This is a genomic window from Micromonospora sp. NPDC049175 (genome assembly GCF_043197345.1).
Lineage (GTDB): Bacteria > Actinomycetota > Actinomycetes > Mycobacteriales > Micromonosporaceae > Micromonospora.
Genome location: NZ_JBICSY010000009.1, coordinates 137,969 through 158,642 on the forward strand (window position 1 = coordinate 137,969; position 20,674 = coordinate 158,642).

General features: G+C 73.6%; 23 protein-coding genes. 11 read left to right on the top strand and 12 right to left on the bottom strand.

The window, feature by feature from the left end; all coding sequences use genetic code 11:
- Positions 1–18 precede the first annotated feature (18 nt).
- The 5 genes from ACGFH8_RS29370 to ACGFH8_RS29390 form a co-directional block, all read right to left on the bottom strand.
- Entirely contained in the window at positions 19–681 is a 663-nt protein-coding gene (locus ACGFH8_RS29370; protein WP_393373396.1) for a hypothetical protein, read from the bottom strand.
- The gene (locus ACGFH8_RS29375; RefSeq protein WP_393373399.1) at positions 678–3,353 is read right to left on the bottom strand and encodes an FtsK/SpoIIIE domain-containing protein; all 2,676 of its coding nucleotides are present in this window, start codon (positions 3,351–3,353) and stop codon (positions 678–680) included. The genes ACGFH8_RS29370 and ACGFH8_RS29375 overlap by 4 nt, the downstream gene beginning before the upstream one ends.
- Positions 3,346–4,464, bottom strand: a complete 1,119-nt coding sequence (locus tag ACGFH8_RS29380; RefSeq protein WP_393373401.1) for a hypothetical protein — start codon at positions 4,462–4,464, stop codon at positions 3,346–3,348. Before ACGFH8_RS29380 ends, ACGFH8_RS29375 begins: the two co-directional genes overlap by 8 nt.
- Positions 4,465–4,470: 6 nt before the next feature.
- Entirely contained in the window at positions 4,471–4,731 is a 261-nt protein-coding gene (locus ACGFH8_RS29385; RefSeq protein WP_030504016.1) for a hypothetical protein, read from the bottom strand.
- Between the two features lie 152 nt (positions 4,732–4,883).
- The gene (locus ACGFH8_RS29390; protein ID WP_393373404.1) at positions 4,884–5,264 is read right to left on the bottom strand and encodes a hypothetical protein; all 381 of its coding nucleotides are present in this window, start codon (positions 5,262–5,264) and stop codon (positions 4,884–4,886) included.
- Positions 5,265–5,404: 140 nt separating this feature from the next.
- Here ACGFH8_RS29390 and ACGFH8_RS29395 point away from each other — a divergent pair, with 140 nt between their 5' ends.
- Genes ACGFH8_RS29395 through ACGFH8_RS29405 form a run of 3 tightly spaced genes read left to right on the top strand, consistent with a single transcriptional unit; the run spans position 5,405 to position 8,513 of the window.
- Entirely contained in the window at positions 5,405–7,963 is a 2,559-nt protein-coding gene (locus tag ACGFH8_RS29395; RefSeq protein ID WP_393373406.1) for an ATP-dependent Clp protease ATP-binding subunit, read from the top strand.
- A complete protein-coding gene (locus ACGFH8_RS29400; protein ID WP_393373408.1) occupies positions 7,960–8,163 on the top strand; it encodes a hypothetical protein in 204 nt (67 codons plus the stop codon). Before ACGFH8_RS29395 ends, ACGFH8_RS29400 begins: the two co-directional genes overlap by 4 nt.
- Complete coding sequence (locus ACGFH8_RS29405) at positions 8,163–8,513, top strand: DUF3140 domain-containing protein (RefSeq protein WP_393373411.1); 351 nt, start codon at positions 8,163–8,165, stop codon at positions 8,511–8,513. Before ACGFH8_RS29400 ends, ACGFH8_RS29405 begins: the two co-directional genes overlap by 1 nt.
- A gap of 57 nt (positions 8,514–8,570) precedes the next feature.
- Here the strand turns inward: ACGFH8_RS29405 and ACGFH8_RS29410 are convergent, their stop codons facing one another.
- The 3 genes from ACGFH8_RS29410 to ACGFH8_RS29420 all read right to left on the bottom strand — a co-directional run bounded on the left by ACGFH8_RS29410 (position 8,571) and on the right by ACGFH8_RS29420 (position 10,539).
- Complete coding sequence (locus ACGFH8_RS29410; protein ID WP_393373414.1) at positions 8,571–8,816, bottom strand: hypothetical protein; 246 nt, start codon at positions 8,814–8,816, stop codon at positions 8,571–8,573.
- Positions 8,817–8,863: 47 nt separating this feature from the next.
- A complete protein-coding gene (locus tag ACGFH8_RS29415; RefSeq protein ID WP_393373417.1) occupies positions 8,864–9,844 on the bottom strand; it encodes a LysR family transcriptional regulator in 981 nt (326 codons plus the stop codon).
- Between the two features lie 86 nt (positions 9,845–9,930).
- Positions 9,931–10,539, bottom strand: coding sequence for a hemerythrin domain-containing protein (locus ACGFH8_RS29420; RefSeq protein ID WP_393373420.1), 609 nt, complete (start codon positions 10,537–10,539; stop codon positions 9,931–9,933).
- Positions 10,540–10,722: 183 nt separating this feature from the next.
- On the opposite strand from ACGFH8_RS29420, the gene ACGFH8_RS29425 reads away from it, so the two are divergent.
- Positions 10,723–12,051, top strand: a complete 1,329-nt coding sequence (locus ACGFH8_RS29425; RefSeq protein WP_393373422.1) for a M20/M25/M40 family metallo-hydrolase — start codon at positions 10,723–10,725, stop codon at positions 12,049–12,051.
- Positions 12,052–12,108: 57 nt separating this feature from the next.
- A complete protein-coding gene (locus ACGFH8_RS29430; RefSeq protein WP_393373425.1) occupies positions 12,109–12,771 on the top strand; it encodes a hypothetical protein in 663 nt (220 codons plus the stop codon).
- Positions 12,772–12,818: 47 nt separating this feature from the next.
- On the opposite strand, the gene ACGFH8_RS29435 is transcribed toward ACGFH8_RS29430, so the two are convergent.
- From ACGFH8_RS29435 to ACGFH8_RS29445, 3 genes are all read right to left on the bottom strand, one after another.
- A complete protein-coding gene (locus tag ACGFH8_RS29435; RefSeq protein ID WP_013734349.1) occupies positions 12,819–13,010 on the bottom strand; it encodes a DUF5703 family protein in 192 nt (63 codons plus the stop codon).
- 145 nt (positions 13,011–13,155) lie between these two features.
- Positions 13,156–13,911, bottom strand: coding sequence for an SseB family protein (locus tag ACGFH8_RS29440; RefSeq protein WP_393373428.1), 756 nt, complete (start codon positions 13,909–13,911; stop codon positions 13,156–13,158).
- Positions 13,908–14,321, bottom strand: coding sequence for a YbaB/EbfC family nucleoid-associated protein (locus tag ACGFH8_RS29445; RefSeq protein WP_393373430.1), 414 nt, complete (start codon positions 14,319–14,321; stop codon positions 13,908–13,910). The genes ACGFH8_RS29440 and ACGFH8_RS29445 overlap by 4 nt, the downstream gene beginning before the upstream one ends.
- A gap of 93 nt (positions 14,322–14,414) precedes the next feature.
- Here ACGFH8_RS29445 and ACGFH8_RS29450 point away from each other — a divergent pair, with 93 nt between their 5' ends.
- Genes ACGFH8_RS29450 through ACGFH8_RS29460 form a run of 3 tightly spaced genes read left to right on the top strand, consistent with a single transcriptional unit; the run spans position 14,415 to position 16,723 of the window.
- Complete coding sequence (locus tag ACGFH8_RS29450) at positions 14,415–14,747, top strand: hypothetical protein (RefSeq protein ID WP_393373433.1); 333 nt, start codon at positions 14,415–14,417, stop codon at positions 14,745–14,747.
- Positions 14,744–15,805, top strand: a complete 1,062-nt coding sequence (locus ACGFH8_RS29455) for a WXG100 family type VII secretion target (protein WP_393373436.1) — start codon at positions 14,744–14,746, stop codon at positions 15,803–15,805. Before ACGFH8_RS29450 ends, ACGFH8_RS29455 begins: the two co-directional genes overlap by 4 nt.
- A gap of 12 nt (positions 15,806–15,817) precedes the next feature.
- Positions 15,818–16,723: a hypothetical protein gene (locus tag ACGFH8_RS29460; RefSeq protein ID WP_393373439.1), complete on the top strand. Its 906-nt coding sequence runs from the start codon at positions 15,818–15,820 to the stop codon at positions 16,721–16,723.
- Positions 16,724–16,736: 13 nt separating this feature from the next.
- On the opposite strand, the gene ACGFH8_RS29465 is transcribed toward ACGFH8_RS29460, so the two are convergent.
- Complete coding sequence (locus tag ACGFH8_RS29465) at positions 16,737–17,708, bottom strand: aldo/keto reductase (RefSeq protein WP_393373441.1); 972 nt, start codon at positions 17,706–17,708, stop codon at positions 16,737–16,739.
- 186 nt (positions 17,709–17,894) lie between these two features.
- Between ACGFH8_RS29465 and ACGFH8_RS29470 the strand changes: the two genes are divergently transcribed.
- The 3 genes from ACGFH8_RS29470 to ACGFH8_RS29480 all read left to right on the top strand — a co-directional run bounded on the left by ACGFH8_RS29470 (position 17,895) and on the right by ACGFH8_RS29480 (position 20,631).
- Positions 17,895–18,947 (top strand): LLM class F420-dependent oxidoreductase, encoded by a 1,053-nt coding sequence (locus ACGFH8_RS29470; RefSeq protein ID WP_393373443.1) that lies wholly within the window; start codon positions 17,895–17,897, stop codon positions 18,945–18,947.
- The gene (locus tag ACGFH8_RS29475) at positions 18,944–19,780 is read left to right on the top strand and encodes an undecaprenyl-diphosphate phosphatase (RefSeq protein ID WP_357254159.1); all 837 of its coding nucleotides are present in this window, start codon (positions 18,944–18,946) and stop codon (positions 19,778–19,780) included. Before ACGFH8_RS29470 ends, ACGFH8_RS29475 begins: the two co-directional genes overlap by 4 nt.
- A 146-nt stretch (positions 19,781–19,926) precedes the next feature.
- Positions 19,927–20,631, top strand: a complete 705-nt coding sequence (locus ACGFH8_RS29480) for an MSMEG_4193 family putative phosphomutase (protein ID WP_393373445.1) — start codon at positions 19,927–19,929, stop codon at positions 20,629–20,631.
- The last annotated feature ends 43 nt before the right edge of the window (positions 20,632–20,674 follow it).

Genomic DNA, 20,674 nt, shown 5'->3' on the forward strand with positions numbered 1-20,674 from the left:
GTGGACGCGCCGACCGGCTCAGCGGCCGAGTGCCAGGAGCAGCGCGGTGGTCAGCAGGCCCGCGCCGAGCACCACGATGATCGGCCGGGGGCCGAGCACCGCGTGTCTCCGGTCGGCCAGCACGCGCGCCGGCGCCAGCCCGACCAACGGCCCGATCAGGGTCACCACAAGCGCCAGCACCGGCATCCCGACCGCCAGGTCGCCGCCGTACCCGACGCCCAACGCCCTTGCCCCGAGCCCCAGCGCGTATGCGAGCACCGCGCCGGCCACCCCGCAGAGCGCCAGCAGGGGGTTGACCGAGCCCGGCAGCTCACCCGGCTGCCCGGCCCGGTCGAGCAGGTCCCGGGCCCGGGTGAGCAGCACCACCGCGTCGGTGCCCCCGCCGCTGGCCGCGGGCGCGGGCGGGCCGCCGAGACGACGGGCGCCGAGGCGGGTACGCACCTGCTGCCACAGGTGCGCCACCTCGGCGTCGACCCGTTCCTGCTGTTCGCGCGCCTCGACGAGTTCCACCTCGGCGTCCTGGACCTGCTCGGTGGCGTCGGCGACGGCCCGTTCGGCGGCCGCGCACTGCCGCTCGTACCAGGTGTGCGCCTCGGCGCGCTGCTCACCCACCCGCGCGGTCAGGTCGGCCAGTCGCCGCAACTGCGCCGCGTACGTCTCACTGGCCACTGGTTCGTTCACCGCGACGGTCCATAGGGGATGATCACCTGTCCGGTGCGGTGGACCGCCCGGTCGAAGAAGAGCCCGCGCCAGGGGCGGGGATACCAGTCCGGGCCGCCGGTGCCCGGGTACAGCGACGAACCCAGCTCGCCGCCGTGCGCGTCCAACGCCACCCAGGCGCCGATCTGGTCGGTGCGGGCGGCCGGCCCACCGAGGTCGGCGCGCATCCGGGCCACGCCCCGCCACCAGGCCAGCACGTGCGTCCGTCGTTCCGGCCCGTCGTGCATGATGCGGCGTAGCTGCTCCAGGCCGGTGCGCCGCCCCGTGCGGGCGGCCAGCGCGCCGGCCGCCGCGTCGACAGCGAACAGCAACAGGTAGTGCGGGCTGCCCGGCCCGGTCAGCCCGTCGGCCGTCTCGGCCATCAGCTCGCCGACGGTCTCCTCGTCGTACCAGGCGGCGTCGTCGGCCAGGTCGTCGTACAGGGCACGGGCCATCGGGTCGGCGTCCGCGTCGAGGCAGGCGATGGAGAACCGGGCGGTGCCGGGCGGATGCTGGCGGGCCAGTGACCGGGCCGCCGCGTCGAGCACCGCGCACGCCTCGTCCACCCGGGTGCCCAGCACCGCGAGGTTGCGCCCCGGGGCGCGCGGCAGGCGCAGCGCCGCCGAGCGGGACTGCACGTCGATGATCTCGCCGAGCAGGGCCACCGGGCTGCGCGGCACGCTCCCGTCCGGGGGCGCGGTGAGCGACCGGAAGTCCGGGGCGTCCGGCAGCCGGGGGATCGCGTCGCCGTCGAAGAGTCGGGCCGGCGCCGCGTCGGGTGGGCGCATCCGCCACAGCCGGTGCTGCAACCCGCTCCACGTCTCCCAGTCGCTCGCCGACGGGATCCGGGCGACCTCGTTGCCCTCCACCATGCCCGACTCGGCGTTGACCACCGCGTGCCAGCGGGGCAGCGACTGCGCCGCGTCGTTGCGTTCGGCGAGGATCCGCAGCGCCTTGGGCAGCGCGATGCGCAGGGTGAACTGGGCGACGAGCGCGGGGCGGCCCCACAGCGCCTCGATGCCCCGCACGTCCTGCGAGGCGAGCACCAGGTGGATGCCCTGCGACCGGCCGCGCCGGGCCAGGTCCTCCAGCAGGTCGGCCGCCTCCCGGGCGACCACGTCCCGACCGGCCAGCAGCATCTGGAACTCGTCGACCACCGCGACGATGCGGGGCCAGTGCCCGGTCGGGTCGACCGCGCGCAGTTCGGCCAGCTTGGTCACCTCGTGCTTCTTGGCCGCGTCGGCCCGCCGGCGCAGCTCCTCGGCGAGGAACCGCAGCAGCGCCAGCCCGAACTCCCGGTCGGTGTTGACGTTGATGCCGACCAGGCGCATGTGCGGCAACCAGCTCGGGTCACGCCGGCCCTGCGCGAACCGCGCGAAGGACACCCCCTCCTTGAAGTCCAGCAGGTAGAACTCCAGCTCGGCGGGGGAGTAGCGGGCGGCGAGGGCACCGATCCACGCGAAGATCAGGTTGGTCTTGCCGGTGCCGGACGGCCCACCGATCAGCGCGTGCGGCGGGTAGTCGCCCAACGACAGCCGCACCGGCCGGCCCTGCGGCCCCTCACCGATCGGCGCGGTCAACCCGTCGGCGGAGTCCTCGCGCCACATCAGCTCGGGCGGAGGCAGCAGGTCCGCGAACGGGGTCGGCGGCGGGCCGGCGTTCACCTGGGCGGCGATCTCCCGGCAGGTCTCGGTGACAAGCGTCGCCGGTGGCGGCGGGTCCAACCGGATCGGCAGCCCGGCCGACCCGCCGATCCGCGCGCCGGACGTCCCGGCCACCACCCGGGTCACCGTCGGGTCCTCCGGCACTGGCACACCGTGCACCACCAGGTGCACCCCGCAGGCCGCGCCGGCGCGGACCACCCGGTCGAGCTGGCCGCGCTCGTGCCGGCTGAGCTCGTCGCCGCCGAGCAGTACCGCCACCCGCCACGGTTCGGGGCGTCGGCCGGTCGCCGCGGCCAGCTCACGCAGCGAGGCGTACTCGCCGGCGAGCACCGTCTCGTTGATCCGGCGGATCTGCTCCACCAGGTCGTCGAGCAGGGGACCCAGTCCGCCGGGGCCGACGAACGTCAGCAGCCCCGCCGTGCCCAGCGGCGCGAACCCGGCCAGGCCGCCACCGAGCTGCTCCGGGTCGTACCCGACCAGCCGTACCGCCCCGGGGTCGGCGCGGCCGGCGGCCCGCAGCAGCAACGCGGACACCACCGCGTCGCAGCCGGCCCGGTCGTTCCCGGAGAGGTGGACGTGTCCGGCGTCGAGCAGCGGCACCAGCGCGGGCACCGGGTCGACGCCGTCGATCCGGACCGTGCCGACCCGCAGCGCGCCGGGCGGCTCCGCGCGCCGGGTCGGCGTCGGTGCCCACCCCGCCCAGTCGGCCCCCGCGCAACCGGGCGCCTCCTGCCGGGCCGCCTCGGCGGCACGCCGGGCCAGCTCGGCGATCCGCGCGGAGTAACGGGCGTCGATCTCGGCGATGCGCCGGTCCCGCTGCGCGCCCACCCGCTCCGGGACGGCGGCCGCGGCCCGCTGGACCCGGGCCAACCGTTCCCGCCCGGAGGTCAGCTCCGCCTGGGCGGCGGACAACCGGGTACGGGTGGCGCCCAACGCCTCGGCCAGGGTGTCCCGGATCCGCCCGGCCAGCTGACCACGCCGGTCAGCCATCGGAGCCCCGACGGATCGGCGCGTCCCGCCACGGGCTGCCCGAACGCGGTGGCAGCCCACCGGAGTGCTGTCCTCCCGCGTCCCCCGGCCGGCGGACCGCACCACCGGGGCGGCCACCCGCCCCGCCTGGCTGGCCCGCTTGGTGACCCGCGCCGCGTTGTTGGCCCGCGCCGCCCGGTTGGCCCGCTCCGCGTTGGCCCGTGCCGGCTGGTTGGCCCGCTCCGCGTTGGCCCGTGCCGGCTGGTTGACCCGGGCCCGCTGGTTGGGCCCGGTCGCCGGAGGGCAGGTCCCGGCCGAGGCGGGCGAGCAGCAGCCCGGTCGCCACACCTGCGGTCACCGCGGAGTCGGCGGCGTGCGTGGGTTCGCCGGAGGTGCGCGGCGGCGGCATCCGGCACACCCGGGTCAGCAGCGTCTCCAGCACCGGTGGCGGCAGCCCGGGCAGCAGGTCGCGCACGCGCCCGTCCAACTCTCCGCGCAGTCGAGGAAGGTCTGCGGCGCGCGGCGGGTGCCCCAGCAGCTCACCGGCCAGCTCGCGCAGCAGCGGTGGCGCCAGCGCCGCCATTCCCAGCCCCACGTCGGCCGGCGCCCGGCGCAGCTCCTTGCGGAGCCGGTCCCGGTCGCCGGAGCGGACACCACCCACCACTCGGCGCAGCAACTCCTGGGAGTCGTCCACCCGCCCGTCCGGCTCGTCGTCGGTGCCCTCGCGCCCGCCGGTCAGCTCGGCCACCCGCACCGACCACCAGCGGCTCATTCGCACCTTCTCGGCCGACTCCGGGGCGACTGCGGTGGGCCCGGAGGGCGGCGGCGTGTCGTGTCGGGGAGCGCGTTGCTCAGGGCGGGGCGCCGGAGCGCCGTCCGCGCCCAACCCGATCGCCGTCAGGTACGCCGAGAGTTGTTCCTGGGCCACCCGCAACGCGTAGCCGGCGCTCTCGGCGTGCTCGGTCGCGGCGGACAACTCGGGCACCCCCATCGGGTTCGCCGACTCCTGGCGGACCCAACGCAGTCGCTCGGCGGCCAGGCCGAACTTCTCCAGCGCCTGCCCGAGCAGGGCCAGCGGGAACTCCTCGCTGGCGGCGCGGACCTGCCCCCCGACGTCCTCGATGATGGACACGGCGGCCTACAGGGTCGCGACGTAGAGCTGCGCCTGCTCGACCGCGACAAGTGTCGCGGCGAGACACTCCTCCAGCTCCTGGCTGGCCTGTGTCAGCGACGCCTGGGCCGCCTCCACCGTCTCGTGTCCGCTGCCCTCCAGCGCGCCGGCCAGGGTCTGCTGCGCCTCGGCCAGTTTCTCGCCGGCCGCCTGCACGGCTGTCTGCCCGTCACCGATCTGTTGGAGGGCGACATCGATGGCAGCCTTCAGCTCGGCGACGCTCGCCACGGCGGAACCTCCTGGGGGCGGGGAGATCTCCATTAGAGCCTATCGGCCGCCGCGAAAGAACATCCGCCCTGTCGGTGTTCCTGCCCGCCTGTCCGGTAGGACCCCGGAAGTGCCGGGAGTCCGTTCTGTGGGACTCCCAGTGCGAGAACTTCTCAATTATCTCGGAGCCAGCGGGGCCCGTACACCTCCGCCCCCAGGGCGGTGACCCGCTCGCGCAGCTCCCGGTCCGCGGTGACCACCAACCGGCGTCGCTGCGGAGCGCCCGCGACCAGGTCGACCACGCTGTCGTCGCCGGAGCCGGGGGCGGAGACCACCCGCACACCGTCGGTCCCGGGCACGTCCCGCGCGGCTCCCTCGACCACGAGCACCACCTCCACCGGGGCGGGCAGCCGGGCCGGCAGCCCGACGGTCGCCACCGGCGCGAGCGAGTCGCGCAGGCGGGCCGCCGCCCCGGCACGGTCACGCCACCACCCGTTGGGGCGGGAGCCCACCACGTTGGCGCCATCCACGATCAGCAGCGGGGTCTCATCCATCCGGTCAGCCTGCCACCAACGGCCGGCCCCGACCCCACGCCACTCCCGGGATACCGGTACGCCGTCTCCCGGGGCGTTTGTCGGGGCGCGCGCCGGGTAGCCCCTGCCGACCGTGCCGCGCCCGACTGCGGAGGACAGACATGATGGGACCCGGTGACACCGGCTCCGACCCGTGGGACGAATTCCTGGCCAGGTACTTCGGTCGGGGCGAGGGAGGACGCCGACCGCCGCACCGGGTCGACATCACCCGACTGATGACCGCGGACGCCCGGGAAATGCTTGCCGACGCCGCCCGGCGGGCCGCGCAACGCCACAGCAACGACCTGGACACCGACCACCTGCTCTGGGCGGCGCTGCAACGCGAACAGCTCCGTGACCTGGTACGCCGGGCCGGCGCCGACCCGGACACCCTGCTCAACGCGCTCGGCGGCAAGGGCGACGGGGCGCCCCGCGGAGAGGTGCCGCCCAACCTGTCGCTGACCCCAGCCGCGAAGCGGGCGCTGCTCGACGCCCACCAGCTCTCCCGGGCGATGGGCGCCAACTACATCGGCCCCGAGCACATCCTGATGGCGCTGCCGCTCAACCCGGAGTCGCCGGCCGGTCGGATGCTGGCCGCCGGCCGGATCCAACCCGAGTCGTTGCAGGCCGCCAACGCCGAGCGCGGGCCGATGACCGGACCGAAACCGGATCGCGGCACGCCCACCCTCGACCAGTACGGGCAGGACCTCACCGACCTGGCGCGGATGGACCAGATCGACCCGGTGGTCGGCCGCGCCGACGAGATCGAGCAGGCCATCGAGATCCTGTCGCGGCGTACCAAGAACAACCCGGTGCTGATCGGCGAGGCCGGTGTCGGCAAGACCGCCATCGTCGAGGGGCTCGCCGAACGGATCTGCGACGGTGACGTGCCGCAGACCCTGCTCGGCAAGCGGGTCGTCCAACTCGACCTGGCCGGCCTCGTCGCCGGCACCCGGTACCGGGGGGACTTCGAGGAACGGCTCAAGAAGGTGATCGACGAGATCCGGGCGCACCGGGACGAGCTGATCATCTTCATGGACGAGATCCACACCCTGGTCGGAGCGGGCGGCGCCGGCAGCGAGGGCGGAATGGACGCGTCCAACATGCTCAAACCCGCCCTCGCCCGCGGTGAGCTGCGGGTGATCGGGGCGACCACGCTCGACGAGTACCGCAAGAGCATCGAGAAGGACGCCGCGCTGGCCCGGCGCTTCCAACCGGTGCTGGTGCCCGAGCCCAGCGTCGACGACACCATCGCGATCCTGCGCGGGCTGCGCGACCGCTACGAGGCCCACCACCAGGTGCGCTTCACCGACGAGGCGCTTGTCGCCGCCGCCGAGCTGTCCGACCGGTACGTCACCGACCGGTTCCTGCCCGACAAGGCCATCGACCTGATCGACCAGGCCGGCGCCCGGGTGCGGTTGCGGACCCGCACGCCCGCCGCCGACGTGCGGGAGCTGGAACAGGAGCTCGACGAGGTACGCCGGGACAAGGAACAGGCCGTCACCGACGAGCAGTACGAGCGCGCGTCCGCGCTGCGTGACCGGATCTCCGAGCTGGAGGAGGAGATCCGGCGGGCCAACGGCGACGACGGCTCGTCCTCGTCGCAGGTGCCCGAGGTGGGTCCGCAGGAGATCGCCGAGGTGGTCTCCCGGGCCACCGGCATCCCGGTCAGCCAGCTCACCGAGGAGGAACGGGACCGGCTGCTGCGCCTGGAGGGGCACCTGCATCAGAAGGTGGTCGGTCAGGACGACGCCGTCACCGCTGTCGCCGAGGCCGTCCGGCGCTCCCGGGCCGGGCTGGCCGACCCGGAACGTCCGATGGGCAGCTTCCTGTTCCTCGGCCCGACCGGCGTCGGCAAGACCGAGTTGGCCCGCGCCCTGGCCGAGGCGTTGTTCGGCGAGGCGGACCGGATGGTCCGGGTGGACATGAGCGAGTTCCAGGAACGGCACACGGTCAGCCGACTTGTCGGCGCGCCACCCGGATACGTCGGGTACGAGGAGGCCGGCCAGCTCACCGAGGCGGTGCGTCGCCGCCCGTACGCGGTGGTGCTGCTCGACGAGATCGAGAAGGCCCACCCGGACGTGTTCAACATCCTGCTCCAGGTGCTCGACGACGGGCGGCTGACCGACAGTCAGGGCCGCACGGTGAACTTCAAGAACACCGTACTGATCATGACCAGCAACCTCGGTTCGGAGCTGATCACCGGCGCCCAGCGCTCGGTCGGCTTCGGCAGCGGGGACGTGGGCAGCGAGCAGGAGAACGACGAGCTGCGGGAGCGGCTGATGCGCCGTCTGCAGGAGAACTTCCGTCCGGAGTTCCTCAACCGCATCGACGAGGTCATCATCTTCCGCCGGCTGGAGGCCGAGCAGTTGCGCGACATCACCGCGCTGCTGCTGGAGGAGACCCGCCGCCGCATGCACGCCCAGGATCTCCAGGTGGAGTTCACCACCGCCGGCATCGACTGGCTCGCCGAACACGGCTACCAACCGGAGTTCGGCGCCCGTCCGCTGCGTCGGGTCATCCAACGGGAGGTCGACAACCACCTGTCCCGGATGCTGCTGGAGTCGGCGATCTCACCGGGGCAGAAGGTCACGGTGGACGTCCGGGACGGGGCGCTCACCTTCGACGTGTCCGCGGGCGAGCGGGGGTACACCGCCGCCACGACCACCCACCCGCGATGAGTGGGCCGGCGCGACGAGACGAGCACGAGGACCCGCACGAGTCCGAGAGATCCCGGGACGAGGACGACCATCCCGACCCGATCCTGGCGCCGCCCACCGCGAACCCCCGCCGCACGCGGGTGCCCGCGGAGGGCCTGCACCCCAAGCCCGACAAGGACGACCCGGAGACGTCCGGGAAACCGCCCGGAGAGGAGACCTGATGGTACGCGAAGCGCGGCTCGACCCCGAGGTGGAAGTGCTCTGGGAGGACTTCCACGCCGAGGTCAACGTCCCGTCGGAGCAGCTACGGACGTGGCTGCTGACCCGGGGTTCCGGGGAGGAGTCGTTCAGCCCGAACCCGAACCTCGACCTGCCCCAGCCGGGCCGGGAGATCCTCAAGGTGCTGAACAAGCGCAAGGTCGACCTCACCGGAGAGGACATCGAGGTGATGCGGGAGGCGGTCGAGCGGATCCGCGAGCTGATGGACGCCAAGCCGTCGCGCGGCAACGCCGACGACGACTGGCGGCACTCACTGCTCGACCTGGGGCACGATCCGCTCGTCGAACGCTGAACGACGCCACGCGCGAGCGGCGCCGTCCCGGGCGGGACGGCGCCGCTCGCGTCCGCGCTACTGGCCCTGGTCCGGTTCCAGGCTGGCGATGGTCAGCCCCGCCGCGTCGGCGGCGGCGTCACGGTCGGCACGGGTCTGGTCCTCCCGGGTGAGCAGGTTGGCGTACTCGGTGACGGCGGCCGGGTCGGGCACCTCCGGCAGGCGGCGCAGGAACGCCTCCACCGCACGGGTGGCGGCGGTGTGCGCGGCGGCCGCCGCACGGAGCAACTCGCGGTCGTCGGCGGGCGGGTAGAGGTCGGTCATGTCCGCCAGATACCCGGCCAACGGCGGTTCGCACCGCCACCGGCCGGTTACCTCCCACTCAGCCCGGTCGGCTGCCGGACGCCGAACGCCGGGTGGCGCAACAGCCAGTCCAGGTACGCGGGATGCGGCGCCAACGAGTCGACGTACGCCGCCTTCGCCGTCTGCACCATCAGGTCGGCCTCCCGGGCGGCGGGGGAGTCCGGGTGCCAGCCGAGAAGGAGCCGCCAGCGCAGCGGTATGCCGGCGAGGCGGCGGGTGACCAGACCGCCCACCGGACGGAACGTCGCCTGGCACAGGGCCACCGCCACGCCGGCCTCCACCAGGTCCACGCAGCCGCGGATGTCGGTCTCGTACACCTTGCGGGGGGTGAAACCGGCGCGGGCGCAGGCGGCGGCGAAGCAGTCGGCGAAGCAGCCGTCGCCCGGGGCGGCCACCCACTGCGCGTGCCGCAGGTCGGCCAGGCGCACCTCGTCCTGCGTCGCGAGGGGGTGAGTCTCGGGCAGCAGCACCAGCACCGGGTCGATGGCCACCTCCTGCCAGCTCAACCCGAACCCGGCCGACGGACTGGCGTCGCCGCACACCCCGGTGAGCGCGAAGTCCAGTCGCCCGCCCGCCACCAACTGCGCCAACTCGTCCACCGACCAGGAGGCGAGCGTGGTGATCTGGGCGGGCGGCTGCCGGGCCGCCAGACGGTGCACCATCCGGCCCAGGATCGGGCTGTTCACCCCGCCGAACCGGTAGCACGGCGGCGCGTCGCCGGCCCCGGCCAACCGGGCCGCCTCGTCCTGCAACCCCTTCATCGCCGGCAGCAGCACCCGGGCCCGGGCCAGCACCAGCTCACCGAGGGCGGTGGGCCGGGCGCCGCGCCGGTCCCGGTCGAACAACGGGCCGCCCAGGGTCCGCTCGATGCGCTGGAGCTGGGCGGTCAGCGCCGGCTGCGCCAGGCCGAGCGCCGACGCCGCCTTCGTCACACTCCCCGTCTCCGCGATCGCGCAGACCACCCGCAGGTGACGCAGCTCCAGGTTCATACCGTGACGGTAGGACTACGCGTCGGCCGGCGGAATAGCCCGAGCGGATCGGTGATAATGAATGCACTTGGGATCGTCGCCGTCGGTCAGTCCCGCGGCGACTCCGGCAGGTCCGCCAGGTACGTCGGCCGGCGGGTCACCGCGTCGAGCATCTTGTCCACCACCCCGACCGCCGGCTCGACGATCCGGTTCCACGGAGGGGTCGCCGGGGTGCCCGGGTGCGGTCGGGTCGGTGCCGCCTCCTCGGCGATCTCCAACCGGTTACCCAGCCGGATCAGCTCCTCCTCGGTCGCGACCGCGCGCAGCTCGGTGACGAGCGCACCCACCCCGTCGACGTGCCGGCGGACCCGCTCGGCGACCTCGGTCAACGCCTCGTCGGTCAGGCCCTTCAGGGCGCTGAGCAGGCTGGCGTCGGCGCTGATCTCGGCGTCCACCCGCTCGCCGGCGGCCGGCAGCGCGGCGCGTACCGCCGGCAGCAGGTACTGCTCCTCGGCGGAGAGGTGCCGCGACAACGCGGCGGTGAGCACCGGCAACCCCTCCTGCGGCGTGGCGCCCGGGCCGGTCAGCTGGTCCAGCAGCGCCACCAGTTGACGGTGCTCCCGGTCGACGATGTCGGCGATGTTGCGGCCACCGGGTCGGTAGCCCTCCGCGGGCGCGGGTGCGGGCGGCAGCGGCGGCAGGGGAACGGCGGACATGGTGCCCTCCTCGACTGGCGGGCGAAAGCTCCGACAGGGATGTGCGGTCGTGGGCGGCGGTACCCGAACCCGGTCCCGGCGAAACCGGGCCCGTCGATGCGCCGGTCCCCACACACCGGTGCGCCGGCGCGTCCGTGCCGGTGCGCCGGCCGGCCGGCCGACGCCGACTGGTATGAAGAGGCGATGACGAGCGATGCGGCCTCCGCCCGACCCGACCCCAGCGCAGAGGTCGTGGACCTCTGCCGCGACCTGCTGCGCATCGACACCACGAACACCGGGGACAACGACACGAGCGTCGGCGAGCGCCGCGCCGCCGAGTACGTGGCGGAGAAGCTCGCCGAGGTGGGCGTGGAGTCCGTCCTGCACGAGTCCGCGCCGGGCCGGGCGAACGTGGTGGCCCGCATCCCCGGCACCGACCCGAGCCGGGGCGCGCTGCTGGTGCACGGCCACCTGGACGTGGTGCCCGCCGACGCCGACGAGTGGTCGGTGCACCCGTTCTCCGGCGAGCTGCGCGACGGTTACCTCTGGGGCCGCGGCGCGATCGACATGAAGGACTTCGACGCGATGGTGCTCGCCGTGGTGCGGCACTGGCAGCGCACCGGCGTACGGCCACCGCGCGACATCGTGCTCGCGTACACCGCCGACGAGGAGGCGGGCAGCGACTACGGCGCGCGGTTCCTGGTGGAGAACCACAGTGGCCTCTTCGACGGCTGCACGGAGGCGATCGGTGAGGTCGGCGGCTTCTCCTACTCGGTGAACGACAGCCAGCGGCTCTACCTCATCGAGACCGCCGAGAAGGGCATCGACTGGCTGCGACTGCACGCCAAGGGCCGCCCCGGGCACGGCTCGATGGTGCACGACGACAACGCGGTCACCGCGCTCGCCGAGGCGGTCGCCCGGATCGGCCGGCACCGCTTCCCGGTGGTGGTCACCGACACCGTGCGGGCCTTCCTGGAGGAGGTCTCCGACCTGCTCGGTGTCGAGCTGGACCCGGAGGACCCGGAGACGGCCATCGCCAAACTCGGCCCGATCGCCAACATCATCGGGGCGACCATCCGCAACACCGCCAACCCGACCCGACTCGACGCCGGCTACAAGGACAACGTCATCCCCGGCCGGGCCACCGCCACCATCGACTGCCGCAGCCTGCCCGGTCAGTCCGAGCTGCTGGAGCGGCAGCTGCGGGAGCTGGTCGGCCCGGACATCGCGATCGAGTACATCCAGCGGCAGCCGGCGCTGGAGACGACCTTCGACGGCGACCTGGTCGAGGCCATGTCGGCGGCGCTGCGCGCCGAGGACCCGGGGGCCCGACCGGTCCCGTACATGCTCTCCGGCGGCACCGACGCCAAGGCGTTCTCCCAGCTCGGCATCCGCTGCTTCGGTTTCGCGCCGCTGCGGCTGCCCGCCGACCTGAACTTCTCGGCGTTGTTCCACGGCATCGACGAGCGCGTTCCGGTCGACGGACTACAGTTCGGCGTGCGGGTTCTCGACCGGTTCCTCCGCACCTGCTAGCCGCGCCCGGCGCTGCATCCGGCGCGCGACCTCCCCAACGTGAAGGGACTGCCCCACATGACCGACCAGCACGGTGAGCTGGACGCCGCTCTCGAGCGGGTGATCGAAGCGGCCCGCCACCACCTGGCCGCCGTTCGCGCCGCGCAGGGCCGCGTCGACGACGACGACGTCTGGCAGGCGTACGTGGCGTTGAACAACGCCTCCTTCGCGTACGACGAGCGGTTGCTCGACGCCTTCGGCGAGGTGACGCCGTGGGATGTCGACTCGATCGACCCGGACGAGGCCGACGAGCGCTTCGGTGCTGGCGAGGGCGCCGAGGCCAGTGACCCGCACCCCCGGGTGATCTCGGTGCGCCAGCGTCGCGACTACCGGGTGCCGAGCGTCGCCGCGCTGCTGCGGGTGGCCGACGCGGCCCGTCGCGAGAGCACCCCGGAGGACGACGAGCCGGCGCCGGTGGAGGGCGTCGGCGAGGCGGTGTTGGAGCTGCTGCAGAGCGGCGACGGCTCGCTCGGCGCGCTGGACGTCCCGGAGTTGGAGCCCCTCGACGGGGTGGTGATGGTCAGCGAGGTGGGCACGCCCGTCGATCTGGAGTCGTTCGACGACGACGACGCGGTCGGCCCGTTCCAGCCGGCGGTCGACGACCGACTGGTCGGCCGGCTCGACGAGCACCCGTTCCTGGAGCTCGACGACGACCACGACCACGCCGGGCACCAGCACTGAGGCCTGTGTGACGCCCGGGGCCCAGTGGGGCCCCGGGCGTACGGCCGTCAGTACGACAGGCCCGGCTGCGGCTGGTTGACCCGCCGCCGCCGCAGCACCACCTGCCGTGTGCCGTCGCGGTACAACCGCACCCGGGCCAACTCCCATCCGGAGAACTCCGCCTGGATCGCCAACTGCGCCGCGGCGGTCAACCGGTCGACGTTCGGCGGCAGCCGCAGCGGCGCGTACTCGTAGTCCATGCCTTCCATGCTGCCCAGCCCAGCGGCTGTTCGCCACCCCTCTGGAGTGACCAACGACGCTGCCGTGGGCGGTTCGTCCCGCCCAGTGCCCGCCCACCCGCTCCCACGCCCACCCCGCCGGGCACCCCACCGCCCCGCCGGGGCGTCAGCCGGTGGGGACGTTCGCCGTCAGCAGTGCGGCCAGGGCGGGCGCGGCCAGGGCGACCGCCCGGGCGCTGCCCGGGTCGACCGCCAGCCCCCACGACGGGTCCGGCCAGTCCTGGAACAACTCGGCGCAGGGCAGCGCGACGAACGGCACCCCGGCCCCGGTGAACGCGGTGAGCGCCCGGGGCGAGGTGAAGACCGGCAGCAGCGGCGCGCCCGTCGCGTCGCCGACCACCGTCCAGGGGAAGTCGGAGTCCGGCTCCGGCTCCCCGGCCAGCGGGACACACACCGTGGCGCCGGCCAGCGCCCCGAGATAGCCGGGCAGGTCACGCCTGTCGACGGCCGCGGCGAGCGCCGCCACCACCGCCGGCTCCGCCACGGTGGGCCCGGGGGCGGACGGCGACACCGTCGGGCCCGGGCGGGCGACCGGCGGTACGACCCGACAGGAGAGCGCGCCGGGCTCGTCGGTCAGCAGCTCGGCAGCGGTACGGGTCACGAACACGCTGAGCCGCTCCACCTGCTCCGGAGTGCGCGCCGACTCGTACCACCAGCTCTCGTCACCGGTCGGGCGGTGCCAGCCGAGCGCGGCCAGGCGTGCCTCGTCGTGGCCCGGGCAGAGCGCCCGGACCACCTCGCGGCGTACCAGCAGCCGGATTCCGCGCGGGCCGGCGGACAGCTCCAGGTCGGTGTCCCGGTCGCAGCGGGCGACCGTGTCCCGCAGCCGCGCGACGATCTCCGGCCAGGTCGGCGAGCTCACGCCGGCGGCAGTCGGTCGGTGAGCCGCCCGAGCCGGGCGACGGTCTCCTCCAGACGCCCCAGCGCGGAGAAGTCGCCGGGCTTGCCGAACAGGTCGGTGAGGTCCGCCCCGATGGCGGCCTGCAACCCCTCGGCGTGGTCCTCGACGTGCTCGGTGGCGACCGTGCGGGCCTTGCGGTACGCGTCGAGCACCAGCTCCGCCAGCCCCTCGGTGCCGGCGCGCAGGGCGGCGGGCGCGAGGGTGAGGCCGGTCAGCGCGCCGGTGGCGTCGACGGTCGCCGAGACCAGCCCGCTGTCGTCGAGCGCGGTGCCGGACAGCTCGGCCAGGTCGTCGCCCAGGCCCGCGTACCGGCCTTCGATGTCGGCGATGCGCCCGGCGAGCGCGTCGAACGCCGACGTCGGGTCAGTCATGAGAATCCTCCCCCGTGGACCGTGCCACGGGGTGGTGCCCGGTGGCCCGGGAATCGTATCGTCGGTGCGCTCGACTCATGGGGGAGGAACGGCATGCCGCCGGATATCGATGTCGACGTGCAGGCGGTGCGTCGACTGCAGACAGTCGCCAAACAGGTCGCCAGCTCGCTCGCCGCGCTGGAGGGTCAGATCGTCTCGGCCGGCGACGTGCCGTCGGGCGCCTTCGGCCACCTGCCGTTCGCCAGCGACCTGCTCCGCGCGAAGTACGCCGAGCAGGTCACCGGCGGCCGCGAGCTGTTCGGCGCCGCGAACGCCGCGTTCGACCGGGTCACCACCGCGCTGGCCGACACGGCCGAGGCGTACGAGCGCAACGAGCAGGACCTCGACGCCGGGTTCAAGGCCATCCAGTCGGGGCTGCCCGGATGAGCGGCCCCGCCGGCAGCGCCGTCGAGTTGTGGAACGGCCTCGACAGCGCGCTGTCCGGGGTGGAGGACGCCGTCAACAGTGTCTGCCGGACCCTCGCCTGGCCGCTCATCCAGCTCGTCGACCTGGTCGACGGTGAGCCCGAGATCCTGCGCGCGAAGGCCGCCGAGTGGGACGCGCTGGCCACCCAGGTGCGCGACCTGGCGCAGGGGCACCGCGGGGTCCGCGAGTCCGCGCAGCCCGGGTGGCGCTCACCCGCGGGCCTGGCGTACGGGCAGCGGCTGACCGAGGTGGAGCAGCAGATGCTCGACGTCGCCGACCAGTTCGCGGCGACCGCCGAGTACCTGCGGGGTGTCGCCGACGGCCTGCAGACGGTGCACGACGTGCTCGTCGACCTGTGCGTCGAGTTCGTGAACTGGATGCTGGTGACGCTCGTGACAGCGTTGCTGATGGCCCCGGTGACGATGGGGGCGTCCTGGGCGGTCGGCGTGGGCGTGACCGTGACCCGGGCCCTGACCGTGGCCACCCGGATGCTGAAGGTCATGCGGCCGCTGGCGGCGCACCTGCAGAAGGTCATCCGGCTGCTGCAGCGGGTCATGCTGTACCTGCGCAAGCTGCAGGCACACCTCGACAAGCTGGTCGCGATGCAGGGCAAGCTGCGCACCGGCAAGAAGTACGCCGACAAGCGGCACGCCGCCGGCAAGGCCGACAAGTGGTTCCACAAGCTCGTCGACCCCTCGAAGGGCACCTACAAGCTGGGCAAGTCCGGTTCCCCGTTCGACATGGGCGCCCTCGACCGGGCCGCCGCGCTGCGGACGCACGGCGTCACCGACGGTGCCCGGGTGATCGCCCGGGACTGGGCGACGAACCTGCCGTGGAACGTGCCGAACTCGGTCGTGCACGGCGTCACCTGGGGGACCGTCGCGTTGACGAGCGGGCTGTCCGTTCCCGGCAGCGACCAGGTCAGCGACCAGGTCGACAAGGCGGTGCAGGGCGGGGCGGACTGGATCGACCAGAATGTCTTCGGGCAACCGCCGGCGGGCCAGCCGGCGGGCCGCTAGGGAGGACGCGTGATGTCAGGAGAGCGAGGCCGGCTCGGTCGGCTCACCGACGCGGTGCTCGGCGGCGCGCGGGCCGCCCGGGACAAGGCCCGTGAGCTGCGCGACGAACTCCGCACCAGCGACGAGCCCGAACGCGCTCTCGTCGCGCCGCTGCTGCCCGGGCAGGAGCTGCGCTATGTGGGGCTCGGCCCGGTCCGCGTCCCGTCGACCCACAAGGCCGGTCGGCAGCTCGCCGGTGTGATGGCCGACGAGTTCGTCGACTCGCTCGACCCGAAGGTGCTGTTCGGGCTGCTCAACATCGTCAACCCGGTGGTGTGGGTGGACGCGGTGCTGACGCCGGTCCGGCTGGCCGCGGGCGTCCTGCTGCTGCCCGGCAAGGCCGCTGCCGTCGCCGCCGGTGTGCCGGAGGTGGCCGAACCGGAGCCGGGCCCACCACAGCAGCGGGCGCAGCGGGATCCCATCCCGCTCACCGAGGAGCAGGAGGCGTTCCGCGCCTTGTTCCGGCTCAGCCTGTACCGCCCGCTGGCCGAGCAGCTCGCCGAGATCGCCTACCGTCGCCGGTACGTCTTCAGCGGCGACCTCGCCACCCTCGCCGGCAGCCTGCTGCTCTTCCTGGAACGCTACAACGGCACCCCGCTGGCGGTGACCGACACCCACCTGCACCTGCTGCGGATGGGCCCCCGCCCGGACGCCGACCGGCCCGACCGGCGGCAGCCGCGGGTGCTGTGGAGTTTGCGCCGCGACCGGGTGGCCCGGGTCGACTCGGAGCGCGGCGCGACCGGGCTCGTGCAGCTGACGTCCACGATCGTCTTCGACGACGGCTCGTGGATCCGGCTCACCCAGCCCGCGGTGCGCGACGACCAGTCGCGCTTCCTGACCGCGATCCACGACCTACCCGGGCAGCGCCCCCAGCCGTGACCCGGCCGGTGGCTCAGCCGTCGCGTTCGGGGTAGCCGAGCGGCACCGCCGAGACGTCGTCAAGCGCGGTGGTGATCTCCGTCGGCAGGGTGATCCGTTCCACGCCGAGCGCGCCCAGCAACTGCCCGACCGTCCGCGCGCCGAGGATCGGCGCGGTCACCCCCGGCCGGTCCCGGATCCAGGCCAACGCCACCTCCAGCGGCGACACGCCCAGGCCGCCGGCCGCGGTGGCCACCGCCTCCACGATGCTGGAACAGCGCGGCTCCAGGTACGTCGAGACGAACCGCTCGAAGTGCGGCGACGCGGCTCGGGAGTCCGCCGGACGGCCGTGCCGGTACTTGCCGGTGAGCACGCCCCGACCCAGCGGCGACCAGGGCAGCAGGCCGAGGCCGAGCGCGTCGCACGCGGGCAGCACCTCCCGCTCCACGCCCCGTTCCAGCAGCGAGTACTCCACCTGGGTGGCGACCACCGGCGCCCGCCCCGGCCAGGCGGTCTGCCAGGCGGCGGCCCGCGCGGTCTGCCAGCCGGAGAAGTTCGACACCCCGACGTAGCGCACCTTGCCGCTGGCCACCGCGTGGTCCAACGCCGCGAGGGTCTCCTCCAGGGGGGTGTCCGGGTCGTACCCGTGCACCTGGAACAGGTCGACGTGGTCGGTGCCGAGTCGGCGCAGCGACGCGTCCAACGTCCGCAGCAGGTGCCCCCGGGAACCGTCGCGGCGTCGGCCACTGCCCGGCCGCAACCCCGCCTTCGTGGCGATCAGCAGCTCGTCGCGGGGCACGAGGGAGCCCAGCAGCGAGCCGATCACCGACTCGGCGTCGCCGTCGCCGTACACGTCGGCGGTGTCGATCAGGTTGCCCCCGGCGTCCAGGTAACTCTTCAGCTGGGCGGCCGCGTCGTCGGCGTCGGTGTCCCGGCCCCAGGTCATGGTGCCGAGCGCGAGCCGGGAAACCGCCAGCCCGCTTCGGCCGAGCGGTCGCTGTTGCATGGGTGAACCTTATTTCGAACCTGCCGCCACGGATATCCTCGCTCCCGTATCTCTGCCGGTTCTGCCGGTTCCGCCGCCCTGGGCTGCCCCGATGGAGGGGGGAGCAAAGGGGTCGAGCCGGTGATCGAGTCCGTTATCGGCATTGCGTAACCTGGTGCGACCTGTGCCACGGATGGGGGAGGACCAGTGCGACTCGGGCTCAGTCTCGGATACCAGACGGCGTGGAGCACACCGGCCGACCACCTGGCCCTCGCCCAGGAGGCGGACCGGCTGGGCTACTCGGTGGTGTGGGCGGCGGAGGCCTACGGCTCCGACTCGCCCAGCATGCTCGCCTGGATGGCGGGCCAGACCGAACGGATCGACGTCGGCGCCGCGGTGATGCAGATCCCCGCCCGTACGCCGGCCACCACCGCCATGACCGCCGCCACCATCGACGCGCTCTCCGGCGGGCGGTTCCGCCTCGGCCTGGGCGTCTCCGGCCCGCAGGTCTCCGAGGGCTGGCACGGTGTGCGGTTCGCCAAGCCCCTCGCCCGGACCCGCGAGTTCGTCGACATCGTGAAGTTGGCCATCGCCCGCAAGGAGGTGGCGTACGACGGGCAGCACTACACGCTGCCGCTGCCGGACGGCCCCGGCAAGGCGCTGCGACTGGGCTTCCACCCACCGCGCGAGCACATACCTATCTATCTGGCCGCGGTCGGTCCGAAGAACCTGGAGCTGGCCGGCGAGATCGCCGACGGCTGGCTGGCCGTGTTCTACGCCCCGGAGTTCGCCGAGGAGCAGCTCGCCTCGGTCCGGGCCGGGCGGGCCAAGGTCGGCAAGGACCTGGCCGGGTTCGACGTGGTGCCCTCGGTGCCGGTGGTGATCGGCGACGACGTGGCCTCCTGCGCCGAGTTGGTGCGCTGGTACGCGGCGCTGTACGTGGGCGGCATGGGCAGCCGGGAGCAGAACTTCTACAACCAGCTCGCCACCCGGATGGGGTACGGCGACGCCGCCCGCGAGGTGCAGGAGCTGTACCTGGCCAAGCGGCAGCGCGACGCCGCCGCGGCCGTACCCATGGAGTTCATCGACCGCACCTCACTGCTCGGCCCGAAGGAGCGCATCGCCGAGCGGATGCGGGAGTACGCTGCGGCCGGCGTCACCACGCTGTCGGTGACCCTGTTCGTGGCCGACCGGGACAGCGGTGTGCAGACCCTGCGTACCGTCGCCGAGGCACTTGATCTGTCGGGAGTCGGCGAGTGACCTGGGTTGAGGCAATCGTCCTGGGCATCGTCCAGGGACTGACCGAGTTTCTGCCGGTCAGCTCGTCGGGGCATCTGCGGATCACCTCGGCGATCTTCTTCGACCGCGACGCCGGCGCGTCGTTCACCGCGGTCACCCAGCTCGGCACCGAAGCGGCCGTGCTGATCTACTTCGCCAAGGACATCTGGCGGATCACCCGTACCTGGCTGGTCGGCATCCGGGACACGTCGGTCCGGTCCAGCCTCGACTACCGGATGGGCTGGTACGTGATCGTCGGCTCGATTCCGATCGGGCTGTTCGGTTTCCTGTTCAAGGACCAGATCAAGACCGCCGGTCGCAATCTCTGGGTCGTGGCGACCACGCTCATCGTGTTCGCCTTCGTGTTGGCGTTCGCGGAGTACTGGGGGCGGCAGACCCGCACCCTGGAGAACTTCCGGATGAAGGACGGCATCGTCATGGGCTTCGCCCAGGCCATGGCGCTGGTCCCCGGGGTGTCCCGCTCCGGCGGCACGCTCACCGCCGGCCTGCTGCTCAACCTCACGCGGGAGGCGGCGGCCCGGTACTCGTTCCTGCTGGCCATCCCGGCGGTGGTGATGTCCGGCGTGTTCAGCCTCGGGGACGTCTTCGAGCCGTCCGCCCCGGGCACCTCCGTGCCCACGGTGGCCCAGACGATCGTGGCCACCCTCATCGCCTTCGGCATCGGGTACGCGGCCATCGCCTGGTTGCTGCGCTACGTCGCCCACCACACCCTGTACGTCTTCGTGCTGTACCGGGTCGCGTTGGGCACACTGGTCCTGGCGCTGCTGTTGACCGGCGCGATCGACGCCACCTGACCGACCCGTCGACGGCCCCCGGTCCTGCCTTCGGGCGGGGCCGGGGGCCGCTGTCGTCCTCCCCGCCCGCCGCCCGCCGCCCACCCGGGTGGTGCCTCCGCGGCCCGCGACGGCCCGGCACGGGACCCAGGTCATAGGGTGGTCCCGTGGCGACCCTTCTGCTTCTGCGACACGGCCGAACCACGGCGAACGCCGACGGCGGCCTCGCCGGCCGGCAACCGGTCGAGCTGGACGACACCGGACGCGCCCAGGCCACCGCGGTCGGCGAGCGGCTGCGGGCGGTGCCGCTGGCCGCCGTGGTGACCAGCCCGCTGATCCGGTGCCGGCAGACCCTGGAGTTGGCGCTCCCGCAGGCCGCCCCGGTGGTCGAGGACGGGCTGATCGAGTGCGACTACGGCAGTTGGGAGGGGCAGCCGCTGAAGAAGCTCGCCAAGGAGCCGCTCTGGCCGGTCGTCCAGCAGCACCCCAGCGCGGCGGTCTTCCCGGGTGGGGAGGCGATGGCGGCGATGGCGGCGCGTGCCGTGGCGGCGGTGCGCGCCTGGGACGCTCGAGTGAGCGCCGAACACGGGCCGGAGGCGGTCTGGCTGGCGTGTAGCCACGGCGACGTGATCAAGGCCATCGTGGCGGACGCGCTCGGCGTACACCTGGATGCCTTTCAGCGGATCGTGGCCGACCCCGCGTCGGTGACGGCGATCCGGTTCACGCCGCTGCGTCCGTTTCTGGTGCGACTCAACGACACCGGCGGCGACCTGGCGGCGCTGGTGCCGCCGCCGGCCAAGCGGCGTCGGCGCGCGAACCGCGTGGCCGACTCGGACGCGGCCGTCGGCGGTGGGGCGGGTGGGTCGCGGTGAGGCGCGTCACGACACCGCCCCCGATCGGGGCGTCGGCGCACGC